The 21,584-nt window shown below is 64.3% G+C and carries 24 protein-coding genes and 1 riboswitch; of the genes, 3 read left to right on the top strand and 21 right to left on the bottom strand.

The features are described from left to right. Nucleotides 1–66 precede the first annotated feature (66 nt). Together ACP7B7_RS10785 and ACP7B7_RS10780 are read left to right on the top strand one after the other, a co-directional pair. Nucleotides 67–282, top strand: a complete 216-nt coding sequence (locus tag ACP7B7_RS10785; protein ID WP_308923966.1) for a FitA-like ribbon-helix-helix domain-containing protein — start codon at nucleotides 67–69, stop codon at nucleotides 280–282. Further along, entirely contained in the window at nucleotides 272–703 is a 432-nt protein-coding gene (locus tag ACP7B7_RS10780; RefSeq protein WP_426076680.1) for a VapC toxin family PIN domain ribonuclease, read from the top strand. The genes ACP7B7_RS10785 and ACP7B7_RS10780 overlap by 11 nt, the downstream gene beginning before the upstream one ends. 112 nt (nucleotides 704–815) lie before the next feature. On the opposite strand, the gene yacG is transcribed toward ACP7B7_RS10780, so the two are convergent. The 8 genes from yacG to ACP7B7_RS10740 all read right to left on the bottom strand — a co-directional run bounded on the left by yacG (nucleotide 816) and on the right by ACP7B7_RS10740 (nucleotide 7,012). Continuing rightward, entirely contained in the window at nucleotides 816–1,007 is a 192-nt protein-coding gene (gene yacG / locus ACP7B7_RS10775; protein ID WP_308923968.1) for a DNA gyrase inhibitor YacG, read from the bottom strand. An 11-nt stretch (nucleotides 1,008–1,018) separates the two neighbouring features. Continuing rightward, a complete protein-coding gene (gene zapD, locus ACP7B7_RS10770; protein ID WP_308923969.1) occupies nucleotides 1,019–1,774 on the bottom strand; it encodes a cell division protein ZapD in 756 nt (251 codons plus the stop codon). Between the two features lie 62 nt (nucleotides 1,775–1,836). Continuing rightward, a complete protein-coding gene (gene coaE, locus ACP7B7_RS10765; protein ID WP_426076679.1) occupies nucleotides 1,837–2,496 on the bottom strand; it encodes a dephospho-CoA kinase in 660 nt (219 codons plus the stop codon). Nucleotides 2,497–2,509: 13 nt separating this feature from the next. Beyond that, the gene (locus ACP7B7_RS10760) at nucleotides 2,510–3,379 is read right to left on the bottom strand and encodes a prepilin peptidase (protein WP_308923971.1); all 870 of its coding nucleotides are present in this window, start codon (nucleotides 3,377–3,379) and stop codon (nucleotides 2,510–2,512) included. 104 nt (nucleotides 3,380–3,483) lie between these two features. Beyond that, complete coding sequence (locus tag ACP7B7_RS10755; protein WP_308923972.1) at nucleotides 3,484–3,816, bottom strand: helix-turn-helix domain-containing protein; 333 nt, start codon at nucleotides 3,814–3,816, stop codon at nucleotides 3,484–3,486. Then, nucleotides 3,813–4,160 (bottom strand): type II toxin-antitoxin system RelE/ParE family toxin, encoded by a 348-nt coding sequence (locus tag ACP7B7_RS10750; RefSeq protein ID WP_308923973.1) that lies wholly within the window; start codon nucleotides 4,158–4,160, stop codon nucleotides 3,813–3,815. Before ACP7B7_RS10750 ends, ACP7B7_RS10755 begins: the two co-directional genes overlap by 4 nt. 96 nt (nucleotides 4,161–4,256) lie before the next feature. Beyond that, nucleotides 4,257–5,453, bottom strand: coding sequence for a type II secretion system F family protein (locus ACP7B7_RS10745; RefSeq protein WP_426076678.1), 1,197 nt, complete (start codon nucleotides 5,451–5,453; stop codon nucleotides 4,257–4,259). A 74-nt stretch (nucleotides 5,454–5,527) separates the two neighbouring features. Beyond that, nucleotides 5,528–7,012 (bottom strand): DHA2 family efflux MFS transporter permease subunit, encoded by a 1,485-nt coding sequence (locus ACP7B7_RS10740; protein WP_308923975.1) that lies wholly within the window; start codon nucleotides 7,010–7,012, stop codon nucleotides 5,528–5,530. 214 nt (nucleotides 7,013–7,226) lie between these two features. On the opposite strand from ACP7B7_RS10740, the gene ACP7B7_RS10735 reads away from it, so the two are divergent. Continuing rightward, the gene (locus ACP7B7_RS10735; RefSeq protein ID WP_426076676.1) at nucleotides 7,227–8,396 is read left to right on the top strand and encodes a hypothetical protein; all 1,170 of its coding nucleotides are present in this window, start codon (nucleotides 7,227–7,229) and stop codon (nucleotides 8,394–8,396) included. Nucleotides 8,397–8,399: 3 nt separating this feature from the next. Here the strand turns inward: ACP7B7_RS10735 and ACP7B7_RS10730 are convergent, their stop codons facing one another. From ACP7B7_RS10730 to cobT, 13 genes are all read right to left on the bottom strand, one after another. Continuing rightward, the gene (locus tag ACP7B7_RS10730; protein ID WP_426076675.1) at nucleotides 8,400–9,854 is read right to left on the bottom strand and encodes a cobyric acid synthase; all 1,455 of its coding nucleotides are present in this window, start codon (nucleotides 9,852–9,854) and stop codon (nucleotides 8,400–8,402) included. After that, a complete protein-coding gene (locus ACP7B7_RS10725) occupies nucleotides 9,851–10,648 on the bottom strand; it encodes an ABC transporter substrate-binding protein (protein ID WP_426076674.1) in 798 nt (265 codons plus the stop codon). The genes ACP7B7_RS10730 and ACP7B7_RS10725 overlap by 4 nt, the downstream gene beginning before the upstream one ends. Beyond that, nucleotides 10,645–11,559, bottom strand: coding sequence for a cobalamin-binding protein (locus ACP7B7_RS10720; protein ID WP_426076673.1), 915 nt, complete (start codon nucleotides 11,557–11,559; stop codon nucleotides 10,645–10,647). Before ACP7B7_RS10720 ends, ACP7B7_RS10725 begins: the two co-directional genes overlap by 4 nt. Further along, a complete protein-coding gene (gene cobD / locus ACP7B7_RS10715; RefSeq protein ID WP_426076759.1) occupies nucleotides 11,556–12,548 on the bottom strand; it encodes a threonine-phosphate decarboxylase CobD in 993 nt (330 codons plus the stop codon). The genes ACP7B7_RS10720 and cobD overlap by 4 nt, the downstream gene beginning before the upstream one ends. After that, on the bottom strand, nucleotides 12,541–13,494 hold the full coding sequence (gene cbiB, locus ACP7B7_RS10710) for an adenosylcobinamide-phosphate synthase CbiB (RefSeq protein ID WP_426076672.1): 954 nt from the start codon (nucleotides 13,492–13,494) through the stop codon (nucleotides 12,541–12,543). The genes cobD and cbiB overlap by 8 nt, the downstream gene beginning before the upstream one ends. Then, on the bottom strand, nucleotides 13,488–14,054 hold the full coding sequence (cobU, locus tag ACP7B7_RS10705) for a bifunctional adenosylcobinamide kinase/adenosylcobinamide-phosphate guanylyltransferase (RefSeq protein WP_426076671.1): 567 nt from the start codon (nucleotides 14,052–14,054) through the stop codon (nucleotides 13,488–13,490). Before cobU ends, cbiB begins: the two co-directional genes overlap by 7 nt. Before the next feature lie 7 nt (nucleotides 14,055–14,061). Next, complete coding sequence (gene cobO / locus ACP7B7_RS10700; RefSeq protein WP_426076670.1) at nucleotides 14,062–14,694, bottom strand: cob(I)yrinic acid a,c-diamide adenosyltransferase; 633 nt, start codon at nucleotides 14,692–14,694, stop codon at nucleotides 14,062–14,064. A 1-nt stretch (nucleotide 14,695) separates the two neighbouring features. Then, on the bottom strand, nucleotides 14,696–15,463 hold the full coding sequence (locus tag ACP7B7_RS10695) for an ABC transporter ATP-binding protein (RefSeq protein ID WP_308923983.1): 768 nt from the start codon (nucleotides 15,461–15,463) through the stop codon (nucleotides 14,696–14,698). A gap of 7 nt (nucleotides 15,464–15,470) precedes the next feature. Beyond that, on the bottom strand, nucleotides 15,471–16,496 hold the full coding sequence (locus ACP7B7_RS10690; RefSeq protein ID WP_308923984.1) for a FecCD family ABC transporter permease: 1,026 nt from the start codon (nucleotides 16,494–16,496) through the stop codon (nucleotides 15,471–15,473). A gap of 85 nt (nucleotides 16,497–16,581) precedes the next feature. After that, on the bottom strand, nucleotides 16,582–18,453 hold the full coding sequence (locus tag ACP7B7_RS10685) for a TonB-dependent receptor domain-containing protein (RefSeq protein WP_426076669.1): 1,872 nt from the start codon (nucleotides 18,451–18,453) through the stop codon (nucleotides 16,582–16,584). 137 nt (nucleotides 18,454–18,590) lie between these two features. Then, nucleotides 18,591–18,825: riboswitch (cobalamin riboswitch) on the bottom strand. 17 nt (nucleotides 18,826–18,842) lie between these two features. Next, complete coding sequence (locus ACP7B7_RS10680) at nucleotides 18,843–19,424, bottom strand: histidine phosphatase family protein (protein WP_426076668.1); 582 nt, start codon at nucleotides 19,422–19,424, stop codon at nucleotides 18,843–18,845. 3 nt (nucleotides 19,425–19,427) lie between these two features. Further along, the gene (locus ACP7B7_RS10675; RefSeq protein ID WP_308923987.1) at nucleotides 19,428–20,213 is read right to left on the bottom strand and encodes an adenosylcobinamide-GDP ribazoletransferase; all 786 of its coding nucleotides are present in this window, start codon (nucleotides 20,211–20,213) and stop codon (nucleotides 19,428–19,430) included. A 2-nt stretch (nucleotides 20,214–20,215) separates the two neighbouring features. Next, the gene (gene cobT, locus ACP7B7_RS10670) at nucleotides 20,216–21,253 is read right to left on the bottom strand and encodes a nicotinate-nucleotide--dimethylbenzimidazole phosphoribosyltransferase (RefSeq protein WP_308923988.1); all 1,038 of its coding nucleotides are present in this window, start codon (nucleotides 21,251–21,253) and stop codon (nucleotides 20,216–20,218) included. Nucleotides 21,254–21,584 lie beyond the last annotated feature (331 nt).

The raw sequence follows: 21,584 nt of genomic DNA, 5'->3' as shown, positions 1-21,584 counted from the left end.
CCGCTCTCGCCTTGCATTACAGGGTCTTTCCGCTAAAGTCATTGATGACGATAGCGGGAGACTCGCATGGCGCTGACCTTGACCCTCACCTTCAACGACGCCGATGAACTGCTGCTGGCCGCGCTGCACAAGCGCGCCCGCGCGCATGGCCGCAGCATCGAGGAGGAACACCGCGACATCCTGCGCAGCGTGCTGCGTCCGCTGCCCAGGCGCCCGCTCGACGATATCCTGCGCGGCATGCCTGACGTGGGCAGCGAGGCCGACTTCGGCCGTGACCAATAGCATGCCCGGCTACCTGCTGGACGCCGACGTGGTCAATGCCGCGCGCAAGGGAGCCAAGGCGCCGCCCGGCGTGCGATCCTGGTTCGAGCGGGTGGCGCCCGACGAACGCTACCTGCCGGTGCAGGCGGTGGCGCAATGGCGCGCCGGCATCCGGCAGCTATGGCGGCGCGGCGCCAGCATGGAAGCGCTGGCGATGGAAGGCTGGCTGGAGGCGGTGTTGCGCGACTATGCGGCGCGCCTGCTCGAGTTCGACCTCGATTGCGCGCTGGTGTGGGCGCGGTTGCAGGATCACGGTACGGGTGTCGATGGCCAGATCGCGGCGATGGGCATCGCCCATGGCCTGACGGTGGTCAGCGGCCGGCTGGACCGCTATGCGCGATCGGGATTGCGGCTGGAAAACCCGTTTAGTCACAACGCCTGACAAAACCGTAGCGAGCGGATGTGAATTGTGGCTGAGAAGCGGAGCTGTGCGAATGCACAGTGAGCATCGGAGGCCGCAAGTCGCGCCGCGCAGTAGGTTTGGTCAGATGTTATTAATGCGCGGGTTTGTTTTCTTCATCATCCAATGGGTCGTCGAGCGGGTCGGCGGCCGGGATCGTGTATTTCTCTTCGGCCCAGGCGCCCAGGTCGATCTGCTTGCAGCGATTCGAACAGAAGGGGCGGAAGGTATTGGCCTCGGTCCATTCGACTTTGGCGGCGCAGGTGGGGCAGTTAACAACGGTCATGGCAAGAACAATTAAAAATTACACAGCGTGAGTTCGAAGGGGACATCTTCTTCGAGCGGCTTGGGTTTCAGGTCGCCGCCCTGGGTGGTAAAGCGCACCCACAGCATGTATTTGTTGGCGGAGATTTCGGGAATCGCGCCGCTGGCCTCGTCGAGGCTCAAACGCAGCATCTGGTAGACCTTGCCTTGCAGCATTTGCTGGAAGCTGCCCGCATTGGCGATCAGCTTGACGGGGCCGCCCGAATCGCGCAGCAGGCGCAGCACCAGCGCCAGCGCATCGAACAGCGGCGCCAGCGGGGCGAACCAGGCCTGAATATCGGCCAGGCGCTGTTCCGAGCTGCGCTGCTGCCAGGCATAGTAGGACGGCAGATCGAATTCGCAGGCGCCGCCGGGGATGATGGTGCGGCCGCGGATGCTCATCAGCCATTCATTGTCGCGGATATTCTGCCCGGTCTTGCCTTGGGCCGCCACCAGGGCGCCGCTGACGCTGTCGAGTTCGCCAAGGATGGCGTCCAGGGTTTCCGGTTCCACATTCGGATTGCTGCGGTAGCCGAGCAGGCTCTGGCGCTGGCGTTCGAGTTCCTGCAACAGATCGGACTTCAGGTCGGCACGGCCGGCCACTTCCAGCATGTCGAAGATAGTTGCCAAGGCAACATGGTGCTGCATCGCGTGCTCTTGCTGGACGAAGAACTTGAATTTGTCGTACAGGTCTTCCAGCCGCAACAGCGTACGTATGCGTTCGTTGAAAGGGTATTCGTAGACAATCAAAATAATTCCCTTAAGTATGGACCTGCAAGCAATCCCGTGATTCTGAACCAAGCGTCGACAAATTACAAATGCTGTGAGGCCATTCCCGCCATTCTTTTTGAAAATGCCAGATATACCTCGTGCAAGAGGGCGATCTGCGGTTCCAGGGCCGCCAGGTCGCCATTGTTATCGATCACATCATCGGCCGCTCCCAGGCGCATGGCCCGTGTCGCCTGCGTCGCCATGATGGCCTTCACTTGCGCTTCCGACAGGCCATTGCGCCGCATCACGCGCGCCACTTGCAGGCTTTCCTGGCAGTCGATCACCAGCACGCGGTTGACCCGTTCCACCCAGCCGCCCGATTCGACCAGCAGCGGCACGGCAAAGATCACATAGCTGCCGGTGGCGCCGGCGGCCGCCGCCAGGGTGGCCGCGCGGATGCGCGGATGCAAAATCGCTTCCAGCCGGCGCTTGGCCTGCGGGTCTGAAAACACCAGTGCGCGCATCTTTGCGCGGTCCATCGCGCCGTTCGCGTCAAGCACCCCAGCGCCAAATTCCGCCAGCAGCGCCGGCATGGCCGCGCCATTGGCGGCCGTCATGCTGTGCGCGATCTCGTCGGTATCGACGATGGAGGCGCCGCGCGCGGCAAACAGATTGGCCACCGTGCTCTTGCCGCAGCCGATGCCGCCGGTCAGGCCGATGCTGAAATAAGGTGCGCCGTGCGTCGTGCCAGATTCTGTCATGTGTTCCATTCGGTCAGCCCACCAGACCCAGGGTCAGCTGCGACAGCGGCGCGCCATACAGCAGGGCGATCACGCCGGCGGCGGCCAGGTAGGGACCGAAGGGAATGGGTTTGTCGCGCCCGCGTTTGGCAAACACGATCAGGACGATGCCGACCAGCGCGCCGACCACGGACGACAATAAAATAATCGTCGGCAGCATGGTCCAGCCCAGCCAGGCGCCCAGCGCCGCCAGCAATTTGAAGTCACCATACCCCATTCCTTCCTTGCCTGTCGCCAGCTTGAAGGCCCAGTAGACGCTCCACAGGGCCAGGTAGCCGGCAGCCGCGCCGATCACGGCGTCGGCAAGCGGCACGAAGGTGCCGTTGATATTGACCAGCAACCCCGCCCACAGCAGCGGAAACGTCAGGTCGTCGGGCAGCATCTGCGTATCGGCGTCGATAAAGGTCATGGCGATCAGCAGGAAGGCGAACAGCAAAGTGGCCAGCCCGGTCCAGCCGCTGCCGAAATGCCAGACCAGCAGCGCCGACAGCGCGCCCGTCAACATTTCCACCAGCGGATAGCGCGGCGAAATCGGCGCCTTGCAGGCGCGGCACTGGCCGCGCAGGGCCAGGTAGCTGACGACGGGAATGTTTTCCAGCGCGGTGATGCGGTGGCCGCAGGCGGTGCAGTGCGAATGCGGCAGCATCAGATTGTATTTGTCGGTGTGCGGCGGCGGCTTGCCGCTTTCCACCGCCACGTAATTGTCGGACTCGCGCTGCATCATCTTCGGGATGCGGTGGATCACGACATTGAGAAAGCTGCCGACGATCAGGCCGAACAGGGCGGCGACCAGCGTGACGAACAGATTGCCGGGCGCGGCGAACAACAGGGTATCTTGCAGCATGGTGGTCTAGTCAGGGTGGGATGTTGCCGTGCAAACAGTTGCCGGCACTGCGCAGTGTAAAACATCCTCACCCTTCCGGGGAACTTTCGGCAGACCGCCGCTGCTTACGCGATCGAGAACATCACCCGCTTGCCGGTGCGCGCCAGCATGTCGACCAGCGCGTCGATGGTGAATTTCGGGGTTTTCCTGTTGATCATGTCGGATACGCGCGGGCGCGTCACGCCAAGGATCTGCGCGGCATCGGCCTGCTTGAGGTTTTCGGTAGCCATCCACAGCGCCAACTCTCCCATCAGTTTTTCCTTGATGGCGATCTTGTCCGAGATGATGCGCTGCGACTGCGCCTGCAGCGCCTGCGCTTCCGCGGGTTCAAAGCCCAGGTCGGCGAAGACGTTGCCGCCAGCGGGCGTGATGCGGGCTGATTTGGTGTTGATGCTCATTGCGTGTTCCTTTCCTTGATCACGGCTTTATAACGGGTGCTGGCAATCTGTTTATCCTGCCCGGATGTGGCGTTGGTTTTCTTCTTGAAACAGTGCAACACATACACGGCTTCGGCAAACTTGGCCACGTACATGACGCGGAACCAGCCGTCATCGAGATTGACGATGATTTCGCGTGTACCCGCGCCGACTTCGTCGAACGGCTTCCAGCGGTCAGGCTCCAGCCCCGCCTGCACCTGGCTCAGCTGGTGGCCGGCCTCGCGCCGCGCGTTGACGGTAAAGATGGCGTCGTCCTTGATATCGTCGAGCGAGCTGCCACGCCAGTCGATCGGTTTCTCGTTCATCGCGATTTCTCCCGAGTGTATCAAATTTTATACGGCCATCGCAAGCGCCTCGTGCGCGTTGCGCACCATGCCCTTGCGCTATCTCAACCCCACCCGTCAAATCACCGCTCCCAGCTTGAAAATCGGTAAATACAAGGCGATCACCAGGCCACCCACCAGCACGCCCAGCACCACCATCAGCGCCGGCTCCAGCAAGGATGCAAGGATGGTGACGGTGCTGTCGATCTCCGCTTCGATGATGTCGGCCGCGCGCGACAGCATGGCGTCGAGGGCGCCCGATTCTTCGCCGATCAGGGCCAGTTGCGTCAGCAGCTCGGGAAACACGCCGCTGTGGCCCATGGCCAGCGCCAGGCTGCCGCCGGCGCGGATCTCGCGCTCGATGCGCATGGTGGCGTCCTGATAGACGATGTTGCCGGCGGCGGCGCCGACCAGGGCCAGCGAATCGAGCAGGGGCACGCCGGCGGCGTACATGGCGGCCAGGGTGCGGGTCCAGCGGGCGATCGCCGCGCGCCGCAGCAGCGGGCCGAACAGGGGAAGGCGCAGCGATTGCAGCTGTGCGTGCCGGCGCAACTGCGGCCAGCGGCGCCAGGCCAGGCGCAGCAGCAGTGCCAGCGCCACCAGCGCGGCCAGCAGCCAGTACCACGATTGCACCAGCAGGCGCGACAGCTCCATGACCAGCAAGGTGGGCAGCGGCAGCGGCGCGCCGAAGCTGTCGAAGACTTGCCGGAAGGCCGGCACCACCACCGTCAGGATGATGGCGGTGACGAGGATGGCGACGGCTACGATGGCCAGTGGATACATCAGCGCACCGCGCAGCTTGCGGCGCAGGGCGATGGCTTTTTCCTGGTGCGTGGCCAGGCGCGCCAGCAGCTCCTGCACGATGCCGGCCTGTTCGCCGGCCGCCACCAGGTTGCAATACAGTTCGTCAAACAGGTGGGGGAACTGGCGGAAGGCTTGCTGCAGGCTGCCGCCCGCTTCGATATCGCGGCGCAAGTCCTGCATCAGCTGCGTCATGGACGGCTTGGCATGGCCCTTGCCGGCGATCTCGAAGGCGGTCAGCAGCGGCACGCCGGCGCCCATCATGGTGGCCAGCTGGCGCGTAAACAGCGCGATATCCTTGTGGCGGATGGCCTTGCCCGGTGCCGCGCGGCGGGCCTGCACGCGGGTGGCCAGGATGCCCTGGCGGCGCAGCAGCACGGTGGCGGCAGCGGCGTCGGTGGCGCGCAGCATGCCTGCTACCCGCTTGCCGTGGCGGTCCTTGCCTTCCCATGCGAACCGCCGCTCGATCGCCATGTGCGCCTCCCGGTACACAGTAGCACCGGCGCGGCCAGTGCCGCCAGCGTGGCGTCGCGGCGGCTTGAGGCCGCTCAGTCCTTGCTGGTTTGCGTTGTCGTCCGGACTTCCGTCTGCACCACCGCTTTCGCCTTGACTTCGGCCAGGTCGTCTTCATCGACATCGCTGCCCTTGCTGATGCTTTCCCCATCCGTGCGGCGCAAGGTCCAGAAGGTCAGCGAAGACAGGATCGTCACCACTGCCAGTGTCAAAAAGGCATGGTGCAGGGCGGTACTCAGCATGGCGCGGTTCGACTGCGGCATGTCGCCCAGGTACCAGCCGGTGATCAGCGAACCGAACGCCAGGCCAAAGCTCATCGACAGTTGCTGCATCGAACTGGCAATCGTGCTGGCCATGCTGGAGTCGGCCTTGTCGACATCGGCGTAGGCGATGGTGTTCATGCTGGAAAACTGCAGCGAATTGAAAAAGCCCAGGCACAGGCTGATGCCGACGATGACGTACAACGGCGTGCCGGCGCTCACTTGCGAAAACATGGCGATGGTCACGCCGATCAGCACCGTATTGACGATCAGCACTTGCCGGTAGCCGAAGCGGGCCAGCACGCGCGCGGAGATGAACTTCATGCCCATTGCGGCGGCCGCCGACGGCATCATCAGCAAGCCCGACTGCCAGGCCGGCAAGCCCAGGCCCAGCTGGTACAGCAGCGGCAACAAAAACGGCAGGCCGCCGACGCCCAGGCGCGTGACGAAACCGCCCACCACCGAGACGCGGAAGGTGCGCACCTTGAACAGCGCCAGGCGCAGCAGCGGGTGCAGCACTTCGCTCGAATGCCAGACGTAGGCCGCCAGCAGGCTGATGGAAATAAACAGCAGCACGGCGAACGAGGTGGGATCGACGCGATGCTCGCCGAACACTTCCAGCAGCCACGACAGCAGGGCAATGCCGGTGCCGAACAGCACCAGGCCGATCAGGTCCAGCGGACGCGGCTTGTCGCCATAGTAGTCAGGCATGTAGCGGTGCGCCAGGTACAGCGCCGCCAGGCCGACCGGCACGTTGACGAAGAAAATCTCGCGCCACGACAGCCAGTGCACGATCAGCCCGCCCACGGTAGGCCCCAGCAAGGGGCCGATCAGGGCCGGGATAATGACGAAATTCATTGCCGCCAGCAGTTGCGACTTGGGAAAGGTGCGGATGATGGTCAGCCGGCCGACCGGCATCATCATCGCCGCCCCGACCCCCTGCAGCAGGCGTGCCGCCACCAGCATCGGCGAGTTGACGGACAGGCCGCACAGGATGGAAGCGATCGTGAAGATGGCGACGGCGGCGGAAAACACGCGCCGCGTGCCGAAGCGGTCGGCCATCCAGCCGCTGATCGGGATGCACACGGCCAGGCTCAGGATGTAGCTGGTAACCACCGCTTTCAGGCTCAGCGGCGTGACATTCAGGCTGGCCGCCATGCTCGGAATGGCGGTATTGACGATGGTGGAGTCGAGCTGCTCCATGAAGAGGGCGGTGGCGACCACCCACGGGAGGTAGCTTTTAACGGCGGAACTGGACATGGGTAGACAGCCTGAGGAGGGTGGAACGGAGCCAACAGGATGGAATTGTCACATAAATGGCGCACGCGCGCCGTCAGCCTGCATGCCATGGCATGGCCGCCGTTGCAAGTCCATGGAACAATTGTTCCATAGTAAATGTTGTTCGCCGGGGCTAGCATCGGTGTTGCCATCGCGACTATTACCTGTCGCGTCACCTCTTTCCTGGAAAACCACTATGAAAAATGCCCTCTCCATCGTCCTGCTGGGCGCGGCCCTGACCGCTTGCGGCGGCGGCAGCGATAACGATACCCCGGCCGCGCCCGTCACGCCACCGGTGGTGGTCACGCCGCCCGTCACGCCTCCGGTGACGCCCACCACCGATGCCGTGACGGTGGCGTCGCAAGCGGTGGCCGCCGCCGCTGGCCTGGCGGTCATCGCCGGCGCCAATGCGGACGAGAGTGTGTACGACGTGGCGGCCGAGATCGGCGACACCTGGCGCATCACGTTTGACAATGCGAAGAAAACCTTCAGCGTGAAGGTGCTGTCGACGCAGTTCGGCCTGGTCGACCGCAGCGGCAGTTATACGGCGGTCACCAGCGGCAATATCACGACGTATGCAGGCACCGACCTGAGCCTCGCCGTCGATGCGCGCACGCGCTTGCTGACGGGAACGATCAAATTGGGCAACATGAGTTCGAACGTCAGCGGCAGCGGCTATGCCGCCACCGATGTGGCCAAGCTGGCCGGCAATTATATTTTCCTGGGCGCCATGCGCAACGCCTCGAACGGCGGCGATCGCTTCAATCCGAAAGGCAGCCTCCGGGTGGCCGCCGACGGCAGCGCGCAACTATGCAATGGCGGCGTGTTCAATGCGCAAGGCGCCTGCACGGCGGTATCGCCGCAGCTGGCGGCGGAAAACGCCAGCCTGACTTTGGTCCGGGATGCGGCGCGCGGGTTGATCATCGCCCGCCAGGGACAGCAGGACTTCGGCATCGTTCACGTGCATGCCGGCGACCGCGGGCTGGCGCTGTTCATCGACCGCTACAGCCGCAACCAGGAAAACGTGCTGCGCGTGGGCACCATCGTGGCGGCCAAACAGCAAAAGATCGGCACCGAGATCGCCGGCAGCTATGCCTGCGCGGCGCCCGGCATCAGCGCAAAAATCGTGGTGGCCGGCAGCACCGCCACCATCACCAACAACACCGTCGGCAAGACCCACGATGAAGCCATCACCATCAACAAGCTGGGCCTGGGCGCGCAAGCCGTCGATTTCGACGGTATCGCCGTGTTCAAGGACCCGGCCGATGTGCCGGCCGATTACTCGATGTTCATGCCGGTGTCGTCCAGCATGGCGGTCGAGTTTTCGACCGACCGCACCTACATGGGCACCTGCCTGAAAAACTAGGCGTCAGTATTCGTGGCGTTCCAGCGCGGCCATCAAGGGCATGGCCGCATCGGCGATCCGCTCCAGGCTCGCTTCGCGCAGCGCGCCGGTATCGACCACATGGCTGGACTCCAGCCCGGCCCAGCGCAGCAGGGCCGAACAGGCTGCGGGGGTATCGAACATGCCGTGCAAATAGCTGCCCAGGATTTGCCCGTCGCCGGATACCGCCCCTTCCGGCCGGCCATCGATGAGGAATGCTGGCGCGTCGAGCGCCGCGCCATGTGAGACGCCCATATGGATTTCATAGCCGCAGACCAGGGCCTTGTCCGCGCCCGCAAACGCGCACTGGCCACTGACCTGCACCAGCCGCTTGTCGGCCGTCAGTTCGGTCGTCATCGCCAGCAATCCCAGTGCCGCTGACTCGCCCGCCGCGCCTTCCACGCCCAGCGGATCGCGCACGCTGTCTCCCAGCATCTGGAAGCCGCCGCAGATGCCGATCACCTTGCCGCCATAGCGCAGATGTTTTGCCAGATAGGCGGGCCAGCCTTCATGCCGCAGCCATGCCAGGTCGCCGCGCGTGTTCTTGCTGCCGGGCAGGATCACCAGGTCGGCCGGTGGTATCGGCTGGCCCTGCTTGATAAAGCGCAGGTCGATGCCCGGATGGGCGCGCAGCGCGTCGAAATCCGTATGGTTGCTGATGCGCGGCAGTTGCGGCACCACCACGGTAAACGCGCCGCGTTCGGCCTGCATCGCTTCGACCGCGTCTTCCGCATCGAGAAACAGGCCTTGCAGATAGGGCAGCACGGCCAGCACCGGTTTGCCCGTCTGCTGTTCCAGCCAGTCGACGCCCGGCTGCAGCAGCGAAATATCGCCGCGAAAACGGTTGATGACAAAACCGATAATGCGCGCCCGTTCGCTGTCCGACAGACAGGCCAGAGTGCCGATAATGTGGGCGAACACGCCGCCACGGTCGATATCGGCGACCAGGATCACGGGGCAGTCGACGGCTTCCGCAAACCCCATGTTGGCGATATCGCGCGCGCGCAGATTGATCTCGGCGGGGCTGCCCGCGCCTTCGACGATCACCGCCTGGTACTGCTGGCGCAGCCGCGCGTAGGATTCCAGCACCGCCCCCATGGCGACGGTCTTGTATTGCTGGTAGTCGCGCGCATCCATTTCGGCGCGCACCTTGCCGTGGATGATTACCTGCGCGCCCGTGTTCGACGACGGTTTCAGCAGCACCGGATTCATGTCGGTATGCGGCGCGATGCCGCAGGCCATGGCCTGCAGCGCCTGCGCGCGGCCGATCTCGCCGCCGTCGGCCGTCACCGCGCTGTTCAGGGCCATGTTCTGCGGCTTTAACGGGGCGACGGTGACACCGCGCCGCTTGATCAGCCGGCACAGGGCGGCGACGATGGTGCTCTTGCCGGCGTCCGAGGTCGTGCCCTGCACCATCAGGGTATGGAACGGGACCGTCATGCTTGCTGCGCCTGCCACAGGGCGACCATATCGCTGATCTGGCGCAGCCCTTCGGTAATTGCGGCAGGTCCGGGCGACAGAATGTCGGGCGACTTGATCTCGAACACCATGCCGTTTTGCACGGCGGGGATGGTGTCCCATTGCGGGCGCGCCGTCAGTTGCAAGGGCTGGAATTTCTTGCCGCACCAGGTGGCGATAATGATGTCGGGCGCACGCCGCACCACGTCCAGCGGGTCGGCGATAATCCGTTCCTTCGCGCCCGGCTGTGCGGACAATTCCGGAAACGCATCGACGCCGCCGGCCAGTTCGATCAGCTCCGCCGCCCAGCCGATGCCGCTCATCAAAGGCTCGTTCCACTCTTCGAAATAGATCACCGGTTTGCGGGTCCAGGGCGCGGCGCGCTCTTGCGCGCGGGCGAGGTCGGCGCGCAGGCTGGCGACCAGTTCCCGGCCCGCTTCCTCGCGCCGCACCAGCGACGCCAGCACGGCGATCATGCGCAAAATCCCCTCGACGGTGCGCTGGTTGAACTGGTGCACCTCGACGCCGGCCTTGACCAGGTCGCGGCAGATATCGGCCTGCATGTCGCAAAAGCCGATCACCAGGTCCGGCTGCACGGCCAGGATGCGTTCCAGGCTGGACGAGGAAAAGCCGCTGATCTTGGTTTTTTCTTCGCGCGCGCGCGGCGGGCGCACCGTAAAACCGGAGATGCCGGCGATAACGTCTTCGGCGCCGAGCGCGTACAGGGTTTCCACCGCTTCGGTCGACAGACAGGCGATGCGCTGGTAGTGGCTCATTGCTTTGCCTTTGCCTTTGCTGCCGGCGCACTGCGGTGCTGGCGGGCAAGTTCCAGCTTGTCGCACATGGCGGCCGTGCCGTCGAACATGCGTGGGCCGGCGCGGTTCAGCAGATCGCCATTCAGGCGGAACAGATTGTTGTTGCGCACCGCGCTCAAGGACGGAAAGGCGCGCCACATGGCCAGGCCGCCTTCGCTGTCCGCATCGCTCTTTTCGCTGGTGGCGAAGATCGCTTCCGGATTTTCCTGCAGCACGCCTTCGGCCGTGACGACCGGCGCCACCACCTTCATCGCGCCAAACACATTCTGGCCGCCGCATACGCGCATGGCATCGCTGATGATGCTGGCGCCACTGATGGTGTACAGCGGCTTGTCCCACACCTGGTAAAACAGGCGCACGGGCGGGCGCTGCGCGTATTGCGCGCTCATGCTGGCCAGCCTGGCGCGCAGCTGCGCGGCGGCCGGCGCGGCCACTTTTTCCGTGCCCATCAACTGGCCCAGGCGCTCCATGTTGTTCGGGATATCGGCCAGCTTTTTCGGATCGCTGTGATAGATCGGCACCTTCAGCTGGCGCAGCATGGCGATCTGGCGCTCGGCGCTGCCATGCATCCACACCACGATCAGGTCCGGCTTCATGGCGATGATGCGTTCCATGTCGTACTGGCGGTTGTCGCCCACGTTGGCGATCTTTTTTGCCGCTTCCGGATAGTCGCTGTAGCTGACCACGCCGACGATTTTCTCGCCGCCGCCGGCCGCGAACAGCAGCTCGGTGATATGCGGCGCCAGCGCCAGGATGCGCTGCGCCGGCTTCTCCAGCGTGACGGCATTGCCGTCGTCATCGCGCACGGTGATGGCGGCGTGCGCCGGCAAGGCCAGCACGGTGGCCAGCAGTGTCATCGTCCAGTATCTCATGTGTTTTCCTTGTTCCATGCAATCAGTGCCTGCTCCAGCTGCTGCCAGGCCGGTTCATAGGGCGGCAGTCCCAGTCGGATGCCGCGCGCCGCATGGCGGAACAGCCGCACCCAGATGCCGCGTTCGGCCATATGGCGGTGAAAGTCCTCCGCGCGCGCTTCCGGCCACCATTGAAACAGCGCGCAGCCCGTGCTGGCGATGCCGCATGACGCCAGCAACTGGCGCAGCCGTTTGCCTTCGCCGTGCAGGCGCGCGCGCATGGCCTGCTGCCAGCCGGTATCGCACAAGGCCGCCAGCGCCACCTGCTGCGCCGGGCCGCTGACGGTCCACGGCCCCAGCATCGCGGCCAGCTTTTGCAGCAGCGTGGGATGCGCCGCCACAAAGCCCAGCCGCAGTCCCGCCAGGCCAAAGAACTTGCCGACCGAGCGCAGCACGATCAGTCCAGGCTGGCCGGTATATGCACCGAGACTGGCCGCATCCTCCGTGTCGCCAAACGCCTCGTCGACCACCAGCCAGCCGCCGCGCGCCGCCAGTGTTTCAGCCCACGCCAGCAGCTGTTCGGGGGCGATGCGCGCGCCGGTGGGGTTGTTCGGATTGCAGACCACCAGCACCTCGCAGTCGTCGACGGCATCGTTCAACTGCGCATACGGTACCTGCCGCAGTTGATGGCCATGCTGGCCCCAGTGGTGGGCGTGTTCCGCATACGAGGGCGCGGCGACAATCACGCGGCCAGGCGCGCGCAAGCGGGGCAAGGCCTGGATGGCGGCCTGCGTGCCGGCCACCGGCAGCATGGACTGCGCACCGTAATACGCGCAGGCGGCAGCGGCCAGTGCCGGATCGGCTTCGGGCAGGCGGTGCCAGGCGTTTGGGGACGTGCCTGGTACCGGATACCAGTGCGGATTGATGCCGGTCGACAGGTCGATCCACTGTTCCAGCGGCCGGTCGTAGGCGTGCGCGGCCTCGCGCAGGTTGCCGCCGTGTTCAAGCAACATGGCGTCCTCGCAGATAAAACAGTCCGGCGGCCAGCGCCACCCAGATCAGCCACAGTACGGTGGTTTCCATCACCAGGCGCCAGGCTCGGTCGATATCGTGGGCTGCCGCCGGCAGGCCGCTGCCCAGCGGCGGGCGCCGTTCCAGTTCGCCATCGTAGACGGCGTCGCCACCCAGGGCCAGGCCCAGGGCGCCCGCGCCGCTGGCCATCACCGGGCCGGCGTTCGGACTGCCCCAGTTTGGCGCCTGCGTGCGCCAGCATTGCCAGGCGCGTTTTTTATCGGCCATGCTTTTTCCCAGCATGACATAGGACAGGGCGGTCAGGCGCGCCGGCACATAGTTCAGCATATCGTCGATGCGCGCGGCGCAGCAGCCGAACCAGTCGTAGCGCGGCGTGCGGTAGCCCCACATGGCGTCCAGTGTATTGGCCAGGCGGAAAAAGACGGCGCCGGGGCCGCCGGCAATCGCAAACCAGAACAGAGTGCCGAACACGGCGTCGTTGCCGTTTTCCAGCAAGGACTCGGTGCTGGCCTTGGCCAGGCTGGCAGCGTCGGCATTGGCTGTATCACGGCTGACGATGCGGGCCGTCAGACGGCGCGCGGCATCGAGGTCGCCGGCAGCCAGCGCTGTGGCGATCGGCTGGTTATGGTCGCGCAGGCTGCGCAGTCCCAGGCACAGGTACAGCAAGAATACGTGCAGTGCGGCGCCGGCCAGGCCGCACAACCACCATGCAGCGTACGTGATCGGCAGCACCGCCAGTCCCCACGCCAGCGCGCCGCGCATCAAACGCGCGCGGCCCAGGTTGAGAGCACGCTCGATGGCGCCGGCCAGCTTGCCAAAGCCGACCAGCGGATGAAAGCGGCGCGTCTCGCCCAGAATCAGGTCGAGCAGCACGCCGGCCGTCATCAACCCGGCCAGCAGCGGCAGCGAAAAGCCGCTCAGCATGGGCCGCCTTTCAGATACAAGGGCAGGCCGGCGGCGACGAACACCGCGCGCTCGCAGATGGCCGCCACCGCCTGATTCAAGCGTCCCGCTTCGTCGGTAAAGCAGCGCGAAATGGCGCCGACCGGCACGATGCCCATCCCGACTTCATTCGACACCAGTACGATGTCGCAGCCGCTGTTTTCCAGTTCGGCCAGCGCATACAGCAGATGCGCGCGCTCGCTGTGAAACAGTTCGGGCAGCACGATGTCGCCCACGTCCGGATACGCCTCGCCCGACGAAAACATCAGATTGGTCAGCCACAGGGTCAGGCAATCGACCAGCAGCAATCGGCCCGGCTGAGCATGCGCCAGCAGGGCCGCGCCCAGGCGCAGCGGCTCTTCCACCGTGGGCCAGGTATTCGGGCGTTGTTCCCGATGATGCGCGATGCGCGTCGCCATCTCGCCGTCGCCGGCCTGCGCGGTGGCGAGATACAGCACCTCCTTGCCCGAGTCGCGGGCCAGCCGTTCGGCATACGCGCTTTTGCCCGAGCGCGCGCCGCCAAGCACCAGCGTCCGTGTCATGCGACCTTCACCATTCCGTGCCGGCCTGCGCACCGATGCCGGCCGCGTAAGCATGCTTGACCACCGCCATCTCGGTCACCGTGTCGGCAATCGCGATCAGTTCCTCGGGCGCGCCGCGGCCGGTGATCACCACGTGCTGCATGGCCGGGCGTTCCAGCAGGTCGGCGATCACCTTGTGCACGTCCAGGTATTTGTATTTGAGGGCGATATTGAGTTCATCGAACAGCACCAGGCCGTAGGCGGGGTCGGCCAGGAAAGTTTTGGCCTGCTCCCACGCCAGTTCGGCTTTTTCGATATCGCGTTCGCGGTTCTGGGTTTCCCAGGTATAGCCTTCGCCCATCGCATGAAAGCTGATTTCGTCCGGGAAGCGGCGCAGGAATTTTTCTTCGCCGGTCGACATGGCGCCCTTGATGAACTGCACCACGCCCACCTTCATGCCGTGGCCCATCGCCCGGATCGCCATGCCGAAGCCGCTCGAACTCTTGCCTTTGCCATTGCCGGTGTTGACGATGATGATGCCGATTTCCTTGTCGGCCTTGGCGATCGCCGCGTCGATGATGGCTTTTTTGCGCTCCATGCGTACACGGTGGCGTTCGTTGATTGCCGCGGTATCGTCGTTCGGTGGGGTGGTGTCGCTCATGTCAGTCCTCTTTTGGTATGAATATCTTGCGTTTGCCGTGTTCGATGATCTCGATCGGGTGGCCCAGGTAGTCGCCCAGGATGGATGCCTGCATGACCTCGGCCACGCTGCCGGCGAGCCAGCCGCCATCGCCCATCATCAGCAGCGCGTGGCTCGATATGCCGTGCGCCAGGTTCAGGTCATGACCCACCATCACCACGGTTTTGTTCTGTTCGCGGCACAGTTTGGACAACAGTCCCATCACGCTGACCTGGTGCGCCAGGTCCAGCGCGTTGGCCGGTTCGTCGAGTAATAATATGGGCGTATCCTGCGCCAGCATGGCGGCGATCGCCACGCGCTGGCGCTCGCCGCCGGACAGGCTGCGCACGTCGCGTTCGGCCAGGTGTGCCACTTCCATCGCCGCCAGCGAGGCGAGCGCGATCCGCTGGTCGTCGCTGCCTTCCCAGTAATGGTTGTCGTGATACGGATGGCGGGCCGACAGCACGGTTTCGATCACGCGGTAGGAGAACGCGTCGTGGCGCGCCTGCGCCAAAAAGGCGCGCTGGCGCGCCAGCGCACCCAGCGGCCAGTCGATCAGTGCGCGGCCCTGTATCGTGACGTGGCCGGCATCGGGGTCGCGCAGGCCGGCCAGGGTGCGCAACAAGGTGCTTTTGCCGGCGCCATTGCGGCCGATGATGCTCCAGCATTCGCCTTCGCCGATGCGCCAGTTCAGGTTTTCCAGCAGGGTACGGCTGCCTGCCTTCAGGCCCAGTTGGTAGGTACGTATCATCGTGGCCTCATTTGCGGCGCAGCCGGTGCAGCTGATACAGGAACACGGGGGCGCCTATCATTGCCGTCACCACGCCGACCGGCAGCTGCAAGGGCGCCAGCACGGTGCGCGCGACGGTGTCGGCCAGTACCAGAAAGGTGCCGCCGGCCAGCGCCGCAGCGGGAATCAGCACGCGGTGGTCGGGGCCGCAGGCAAAGCGCAGCGCGTGCGGCACGATCAGGCCGACGAAGCCCACGCTGCCGGCGCTGGTGACGGCGCTGGCCGTCAGCAGGCCGGAACAGAAAAACAGGCCCTTGCGCAGCGCGCCCACGCGCACACCGAGGGTAGCCGCCGCTTCCGCATGCAGCGCCATCACGTTCAGGGAACGAGCGCTGCGCAGTGCGAAAATCATGACCGCGCCCAGCACCAGCCAGGGCATGGCGCGCGATGGCGCGCCGGACAGGTCACCGATCATCCAGAACACCATGCTGCGCAAGCGGCTTTCGGGGGCGATCGACAGCATCAGGGTGACGATGGCCATGCAGGCCGACGACAGGATCACGCCTGTCAGCAGCAGCATTGACGCGCCGCCTTCGGCCGCCGTGCCGCCGCGCAGGTCGCGCCGGGCAAACAGATACAGCAGCATGGAGACGCCGACGGCGCCGGCAAAGGCGGCCGCATCGACCACCCACAGAGAACACATGAACAGCAGCGCGGCCAGGGCGCCGACCGAGGCGCCGGACGAGATGCCCAGTACATACGGGTCGGCCAGGGGATTACGCAGCAGCGCCTGCATCATCACGCCGGCCAGCGACAGCGCGGCGCCCGTGACAAAGGCGGTCAGCGCGCGGCCGAGGCGCAGGTCGAGCAGGGTGGCGGCAAGGGTATCGGGGTGGCCCTGAATAAGGTGAAACAGGGCGGACGGCAGGTCGGCGAGCGGGATCGCGATCGAACCGGTCATGCCGGAGAAAATCAGGCTGACAACCGCGCACACGAGCAGTGTCGCGAGGATCACCGTCGCGCGGTGGCGCATGTTGCGGAAAAATGGATGCATGCATACCTTGAAAACGGGGACTGCGGAACCGCACTGCGGGCGATGGCGTTACCGTCACCGCCCGCAGCTTACATCAACAAGTTGCTTACTTCATGCCGTAGCGTACGCCCACGAAGAATTTCGAGCCTGGGGTCGCGTAGAAGCGGGCCAGTTCGTAGTCCTTGCCTGCGATATTGTTCCAGCGCGCCAGTACCGACCAGTCAGGATTGACCTGGTAGGTGGCGTACAGGTTGACCAGGCCATAGCCGCCCAGGGTGGTGGTGTTGGCGGCGTTTTCAAAACGCTTGCCCGACAACTGCCATTCGGCGCCGGTGGTCAGGGCGCCCAGGCTATAGTCGGTGGCAAAGCTGGCGTGACGCTTGGCGCGGCGTACCAGTTGCTTGTCCTTGGTTTCATCGCGTGGATCTTGCAGGTCGATATTGCCTTGCACATTGAAGGCGCCGAACTTGCGCGAGCCGGCAATCGTCAGGCCTTCCAGCAACGCCTTGTTGACGTTGTAGGCGCAGCCGAATGTGCCGGTGAAGGTCGGGTCCGGGCAAGGCGTGGTGTTGACCAGCAGGTCGGTGATCTTGTTGTGGTAGTAGCTGGCGCTCAGTTTCGAGACGCCGTCGTCATAGCGCAGGCCCAGTTCGGCGTTGCGGCCGCGTTCCGGCTGGTTCGTCGCCAGGCCATAGCCCGGGTAGTACAGCTCATTGAAGGTCGGCGCGCGGAAGCTGGTGCCGTAGCTGGCGGTGGCGCGCAGGGCATTGGTGAAGCGGTAGCCGTAGGCGATGCTGCCCGTATTGTGGTTGCCGAATGCCGAGCTGTCGTCACGACGGCCGCTGATGCTGGCCAGGTGCGCGCCGCGTACCAGGTTGTACGAGACGGCGAACGACTTGGTGTTGCGCGAGCCCGTTACTTCCGGCGTGCTGCTCGACATCACGTCTTCGTCGCGGTAGCTGGCCAGCACTTGCAGGTTGTCGCGGCCGAAACGGATGTCATTCTGCCAGGTCAGGTCGGTCTGCTTGGTGTCGATCTGGCTCTTGCCCCACGATGCGGCGGCGCTGTCGTCGCCCGACTTGTCGCGCGCTTCCGCATAGCGCAGTTCGCTGGTCCAGTTGGGCAGGAATTCGTTCTTGGTAAATACCGAGATGTTTTCCAGCTTCTGCTTGCTGCGCGAGTCGTAGCCCGGGCCGCTGTCGTACTGGGCGTCCAGTTTGCTGTTCAGGAATGCCAGGCCCACCTGGTGGCCCTTGGCCATCTGGTAGCCGATCTGGCCGCTGACGTTTTCCTTGTCGTAGCCGTCTTTATCCGGATTGTAGGTGAACGACGAGGCGCCCAGCTTCGAGGCCGAGTAGCCATCCGATTTTTCCTTGCTCGCTGCCAGCGAGTAGCTGAAGCTGTTGTAGCCGCCCGTGGCGCCCGATACCTGTGCTTCGGCCTGGCGCGTGTTGTTGCTGCCGTAGCCGGCCGCCGCGGAGAAGCGCGCAGGGCCTTCGCCTTTCTTGGTGAAGATCTGGATCACGCCGCCGATGGCGTCGGCGCCGTACATGGTGCTCAGCGGGCCGTAGACGATTTCAATGTGGTCGATGCTCGACAGGGGCAGGGCGCTCCAGTTGGCCGTACCCAGGGTGGACGAGCCGATGCGCACGCCGTCGACCAGCACGATATTCTGGTTGCTGTTGGCGCCGCGGATAAAGACCGATGCCGAGGTGCCCGGGCCGCCGTTGCGCGCCACTTCGATGCCGCGCTGTTTTTGCAGCAGGTCGACGACCGAGCTGGCGCCCGAGCGTGCGATGTCTTCCGAGCTGATGGTTTGCGTGTCGCTCAGTACTTCGCTCAGATGCTGCGGATAGCGGTTGGCGGTAATGACGACAGGGTCAAAAGTATCGGTGGTGGCTTGGGCAAAAGCGGAAGGCGCAGCAATGGCTAGCGCGAGCGACGTCAGGGCCGCGTGGCGGGAAACAGCAAGGGTCATGATAATTTTCAGTAAGTAAGAAGCAACCAGCCGACGTCCCCGTTGGCCAGATTGAACAGAAGTACGGAACTGAGGATGACGCTCGAAGACGGCCTGGAATACTTGGGCCAGTCGGATACGCGAACCTCCCCGTTCACACACTTCCACCTGTTCTGGCCGGTATCCGGGCTGCAAGCGAGGCTGTCCTACCTTCCCATGCCGCTATCGGCACAGTGGTTGTCAGGGACAGCTTGTCGGGCGCTTTCGAGTCGAAAGCGGCGACACTTGTTTACCGTTGCGGGGGCAGCACACGTTGGCCTTGGCTCGGCATCGTGTTTCCCGTTTAACTGCATTCATGACATGAACGCGGGCACCAAAACCCTGCCATTATACGTGCAGCCGGGCCGGACTCATATGGCTGGCGTGACTATTGGTCGCTGAAAATCGAGCGTCACCACTGCGCCATAGGCGATTTTGTGTGCGCCGGAAGCGGCCAGCAGGGCGGTTTCCGCCAATGGCAGGCCGGCCTGCAAGGCCGACAGCAGGCGAATGGTGCCGGCATGGCAAATGACGATGACGGCCGCGTGTTGTTCGCGCAACAGTTCATCGAGAAACGCCGCAACGCGGGTGGCCATTGCCAGCACGTTTTCGCCGCCGCCCGGCCGGTAATGCGCCAGATCAAAGGCCCAGGCGTCGATCTCGCCGCGTGCGATGTCCTGCCAGGCGCGCAGTTCCCAGTCGCCAAAATCCATTTCGGCCAGGCGTGCATCCTGGATGAATTGGCTGGCGGGCAGATCGCGCGCCAGCGCTTGCGCCAGGCCGGCGCAGCGCCACAGCGGACTGGAATACACAGGCAGATTGGCCGGCAAACTGGCCAGCAGGCTGGCGCGTGCCGCCGCCAGAATGTGTGGCGCTACTGCAACATCGCTGCTGCCATAGCAGATGCCGCTGGCGACGTCCGGCGCCGGATGGCGCACCAGGATCAATTTCATCGCTTAATAAAAGCGCAGGGATGGCTGGAAGCTGGTCAGGATCGCCAGGTAGACCGCCACCTCCGCCACCTGCTGCACGGCGCCCAGGCAGTCGCCCGTATAACCTTGCAGGCGGCGCTGGCATTTGCGGCCCAGGAACCAGGCGCTGGCGGTGGCCGCCAGCACTGCCAGTGCCAGCGCGCTCCAGTCCAGCAGTCCCAGCAAGCCACAGATCACTGCCGGCAGCAGGCCACAGATGGCGGCGATCACAAATTCCCCGGTGCTCATCGATTGAGCCATCGGCTTGGACTTGCCCTCGTCGCGCGCGTAGTCCATGGCCCAGATCAGCGACACGGCCGCCAGGCGCGACAGCGGGTGGGCGATAAAGAACGCTGCTGCGACGATCTCGGGCGGCAGCGACACCAGCGCGCCAGCCTTGATCGCCAGCAGGCACAGGATGCCGATCGCACCATACGCACCGATGCGCGAATCCTTCATGATCTCCAGCACCCGTTCGCGCGTCAGGCCACCGCCGAAGCCGTCGCACATGTCGGCAAAGCCGTCTTCATGAAAAGCGCCCGTCAGGTAGATGCCGGCGGCGACGGCCAGAAGCACGGCCACGTGCGACGGCAGCAGCCAGCTCGCCAATATATAAACGGCGGCGCAGATGCCGGCGACCACCACGCCCACCAGCGGAAAATAACGCGACGACTGCTGCAGCCACTCGGGCTGGTAGCCGACCCAGCGTGGAATCGGCAGGCGCGTGAAGAACTGCAGCGCGGTAAAGAACAGACGCAATTGATGCAGCATGATCAGTGTGTCGACTTTTCGCTGACCTGGGCCGAGCCGAAGGTCGCCATCTGCGCCAGGAAATTGACGGCCGCATGCAGCAGCGGCAGGGCCAGCGCGCTGCCCGTGCCTTCGCCGAGGCGCAGGTCCAGCTGCAGCAAAGGCCGCGCATCCAGGCTGGCCAACAACTGGCGGTGGCCGTTTTCGTCAGAGCAGTGCGCAAACACACAGTAATCGAGGATGGCCGGCTGCAAGCGTGCCGCCACCAGCAGTGCGCTGCTGACGATAAAGCCGTCGATCAGCAGCACCATGCGGCGTTCGGCCGCCTTCAGCATGGCGCCGGCCATCATGGCAATTTCAAAGCCGCCAAAGGTGGCCAGCACATCGAGCGCTTCCATGGCCTGCGCATGTTTGATCACCGCCGCTTCGATCACGCGCTGCTTGTGCAGGACGCCGTCTGCGGACAATCCCGTACCGGCGCCCACGCACTGCGCCACCGGCGTGCCGGTCAGCTTGTGCATCAGCGCGGCGGCGGCGGTGGTATTGCCGATGCCCATTTCGCCAAAGCCCAGCACATTGCCAGGCAGGGTGTCGACCAGGTCCATGCCGGCCTGCATGGCGGACGCGCACTCTTGCGCCGTCATCGCGGGTTCCTGCGCGAAATTGCGGGTACCCTGACCTTGCTTGCGGTCGAGCAAGCCGTCGCGCGGGCCGAAGTCATGTTTCACGCCCGCGTCCACTATATATAAGGCGCTGTTGTTCTGGCGAGCAAACACATTGATGGCCGCGCCATTGCCCAGGAAGTTTTCCACCATTTGCCAGGTGACGTCCTGTGGATAGGCGGAGATGCCTTCGGCGACCACGCCATGGTCGGCAGCAAACACGATAATCGCCGGTTCGGTGATTGCGGGCTGCGTGCTTTGCTGGATCAGGCCAATCTGGCGCGCCAGGGCTTCCAGGTGGCCCAGGCTGCCCAGCGGCTTGGTCTTGTGATTGATGGCGTGGTCGAGCTCGCCGGCCAGGGTGGTGTTGGCCGTGGATGGGATATGGGGAATAGGCATGAAAGTAAGTGGATGCGGTGCAAGGATGCTGGTGTCACGATATCACACAGCAATATTCGAGAACGCCAAAAATGCCTCTTGCAGACTTTTCAAGGCAGGGATATAATTCGCCCCCTCGCTGAACGACGCATGCAAATGCCGAGTGAAGCAGAAAAAAGAAGGTGTTGACGGATTTAGTGAAATGCTTCATACTCTTCCTTCTTCGTAGATGACAAACACAACGCTTTGTCGATAGCGCGAATCGCAGAAATGCGGCAGTACCGAATACCGTTCTTTAACAATTAACAGTCGATAAGTGTGGGCATTTGATGAAGTGCAGCGTTGATCTTCG

The organism is Janthinobacterium sp. PSPC3-1, assembly GCF_049896105.1.
Taxonomy (GTDB): Bacteria; Pseudomonadota; Gammaproteobacteria; order Burkholderiales; family Burkholderiaceae_D; genus Janthinobacterium.
The sequence above is the reverse complement of the archived record's forward strand: the minus strand, read 5'-3'. Positions and strand labels throughout refer to the sequence as shown.

Excerpts from the sequence above, each read along its gene's own strand:
- ACP7B7_RS10785 (WP_308923966.1), top strand. The coding sequence starts at position 67 with ATGGCGCTGACCTTGACCCTCACCTTCAACGACGCCGATGAACTGCTG.
- yacG (WP_308923968.1), bottom strand. The coding sequence starts at position 1,007 with ATGACCGTTGTTAACTGCCCCACCTGCGCCGCCAAAGTCGAATGGACC.
- coaE (WP_426076679.1), bottom strand. The coding sequence starts at position 2,496 with ATGACAGAATCTGGCACGACGCACGGCGCACCTTATTTCAGCATCGGC.
- ACP7B7_RS10760 (WP_308923971.1), bottom strand. The coding sequence starts at position 3,379 with ATGCTGCAAGATACCCTGTTGTTCGCCGCGCCCGGCAATCTGTTCGTC.
- ACP7B7_RS10755 (WP_308923972.1), bottom strand. The coding sequence starts at position 3,816 with ATGAGCATCAACACCAAATCAGCCCGCATCACGCCCGCTGGCGGCAAC.
- ACP7B7_RS10750 (WP_308923973.1), bottom strand. The coding sequence starts at position 4,160 with ATGAACGAGAAACCGATCGACTGGCGTGGCAGCTCGCTCGACGATATC.
- ACP7B7_RS10745 (WP_426076678.1), bottom strand. The coding sequence starts at position 5,453 with ATGGCGATCGAGCGGCGGTTCGCATGGGAAGGCAAGGACCGCCACGGC.
- ACP7B7_RS10740 (WP_308923975.1), bottom strand. The coding sequence starts at position 7,012 with ATGTCCAGTTCCGCCGTTAAAAGCTACCTCCCGTGGGTGGTCGCCACC.
- ACP7B7_RS10735 (WP_426076676.1), top strand. The coding sequence starts at position 7,227 with ATGAAAAATGCCCTCTCCATCGTCCTGCTGGGCGCGGCCCTGACCGCT.
- ACP7B7_RS10730 (WP_426076675.1), bottom strand. The coding sequence starts at position 9,854 with ATGACGGTCCCGTTCCATACCCTGATGGTGCAGGGCACGACCTCGGAC.
- ACP7B7_RS10725 (WP_426076674.1), bottom strand. The coding sequence starts at position 10,648 with ATGAGCCACTACCAGCGCATCGCCTGTCTGTCGACCGAAGCGGTGGAA.
- ACP7B7_RS10720 (WP_426076673.1), bottom strand. The coding sequence starts at position 11,559 with ATGAGATACTGGACGATGACACTGCTGGCCACCGTGCTGGCCTTGCCG.
- cbiB (WP_426076672.1), bottom strand. The coding sequence starts at position 13,494 with ATGCTGAGCGGCTTTTCGCTGCCGCTGCTGGCCGGGTTGATGACGGCC.
- cobU (WP_426076671.1), bottom strand. The coding sequence starts at position 14,054 with ATGACACGGACGCTGGTGCTTGGCGGCGCGCGCTCGGGCAAAAGCGCG.
- cobO (WP_426076670.1), bottom strand. The coding sequence starts at position 14,694 with ATGAGCGACACCACCCCACCGAACGACGATACCGCGGCAATCAACGAA.
- ACP7B7_RS10695 (WP_308923983.1), bottom strand. The coding sequence starts at position 15,463 with ATGATACGTACCTACCAACTGGGCCTGAAGGCAGGCAGCCGTACCCTG.
- ACP7B7_RS10690 (WP_308923984.1), bottom strand. The coding sequence starts at position 16,496 with ATGCATCCATTTTTCCGCAACATGCGCCACCGCGCGACGGTGATCCTC.
- ACP7B7_RS10685 (WP_426076669.1), bottom strand. The coding sequence starts at position 18,453 with ATGACCCTTGCTGTTTCCCGCCACGCGGCCCTGACGTCGCTCGCGCTA.
- ACP7B7_RS10680 (WP_426076668.1), bottom strand. The coding sequence starts at position 19,424 with ATGAAATTGATCCTGGTGCGCCATCCGGCGCCGGACGTCGCCAGCGGC.
- ACP7B7_RS10675 (WP_308923987.1), bottom strand. The coding sequence starts at position 20,213 with ATGCTGCATCAATTGCGTCTGTTCTTTACCGCGCTGCAGTTCTTCACG.
- cobT (WP_308923988.1), bottom strand. The coding sequence starts at position 21,253 with ATGCCTATTCCCCATATCCCATCCACGGCCAACACCACCCTGGCCGGC.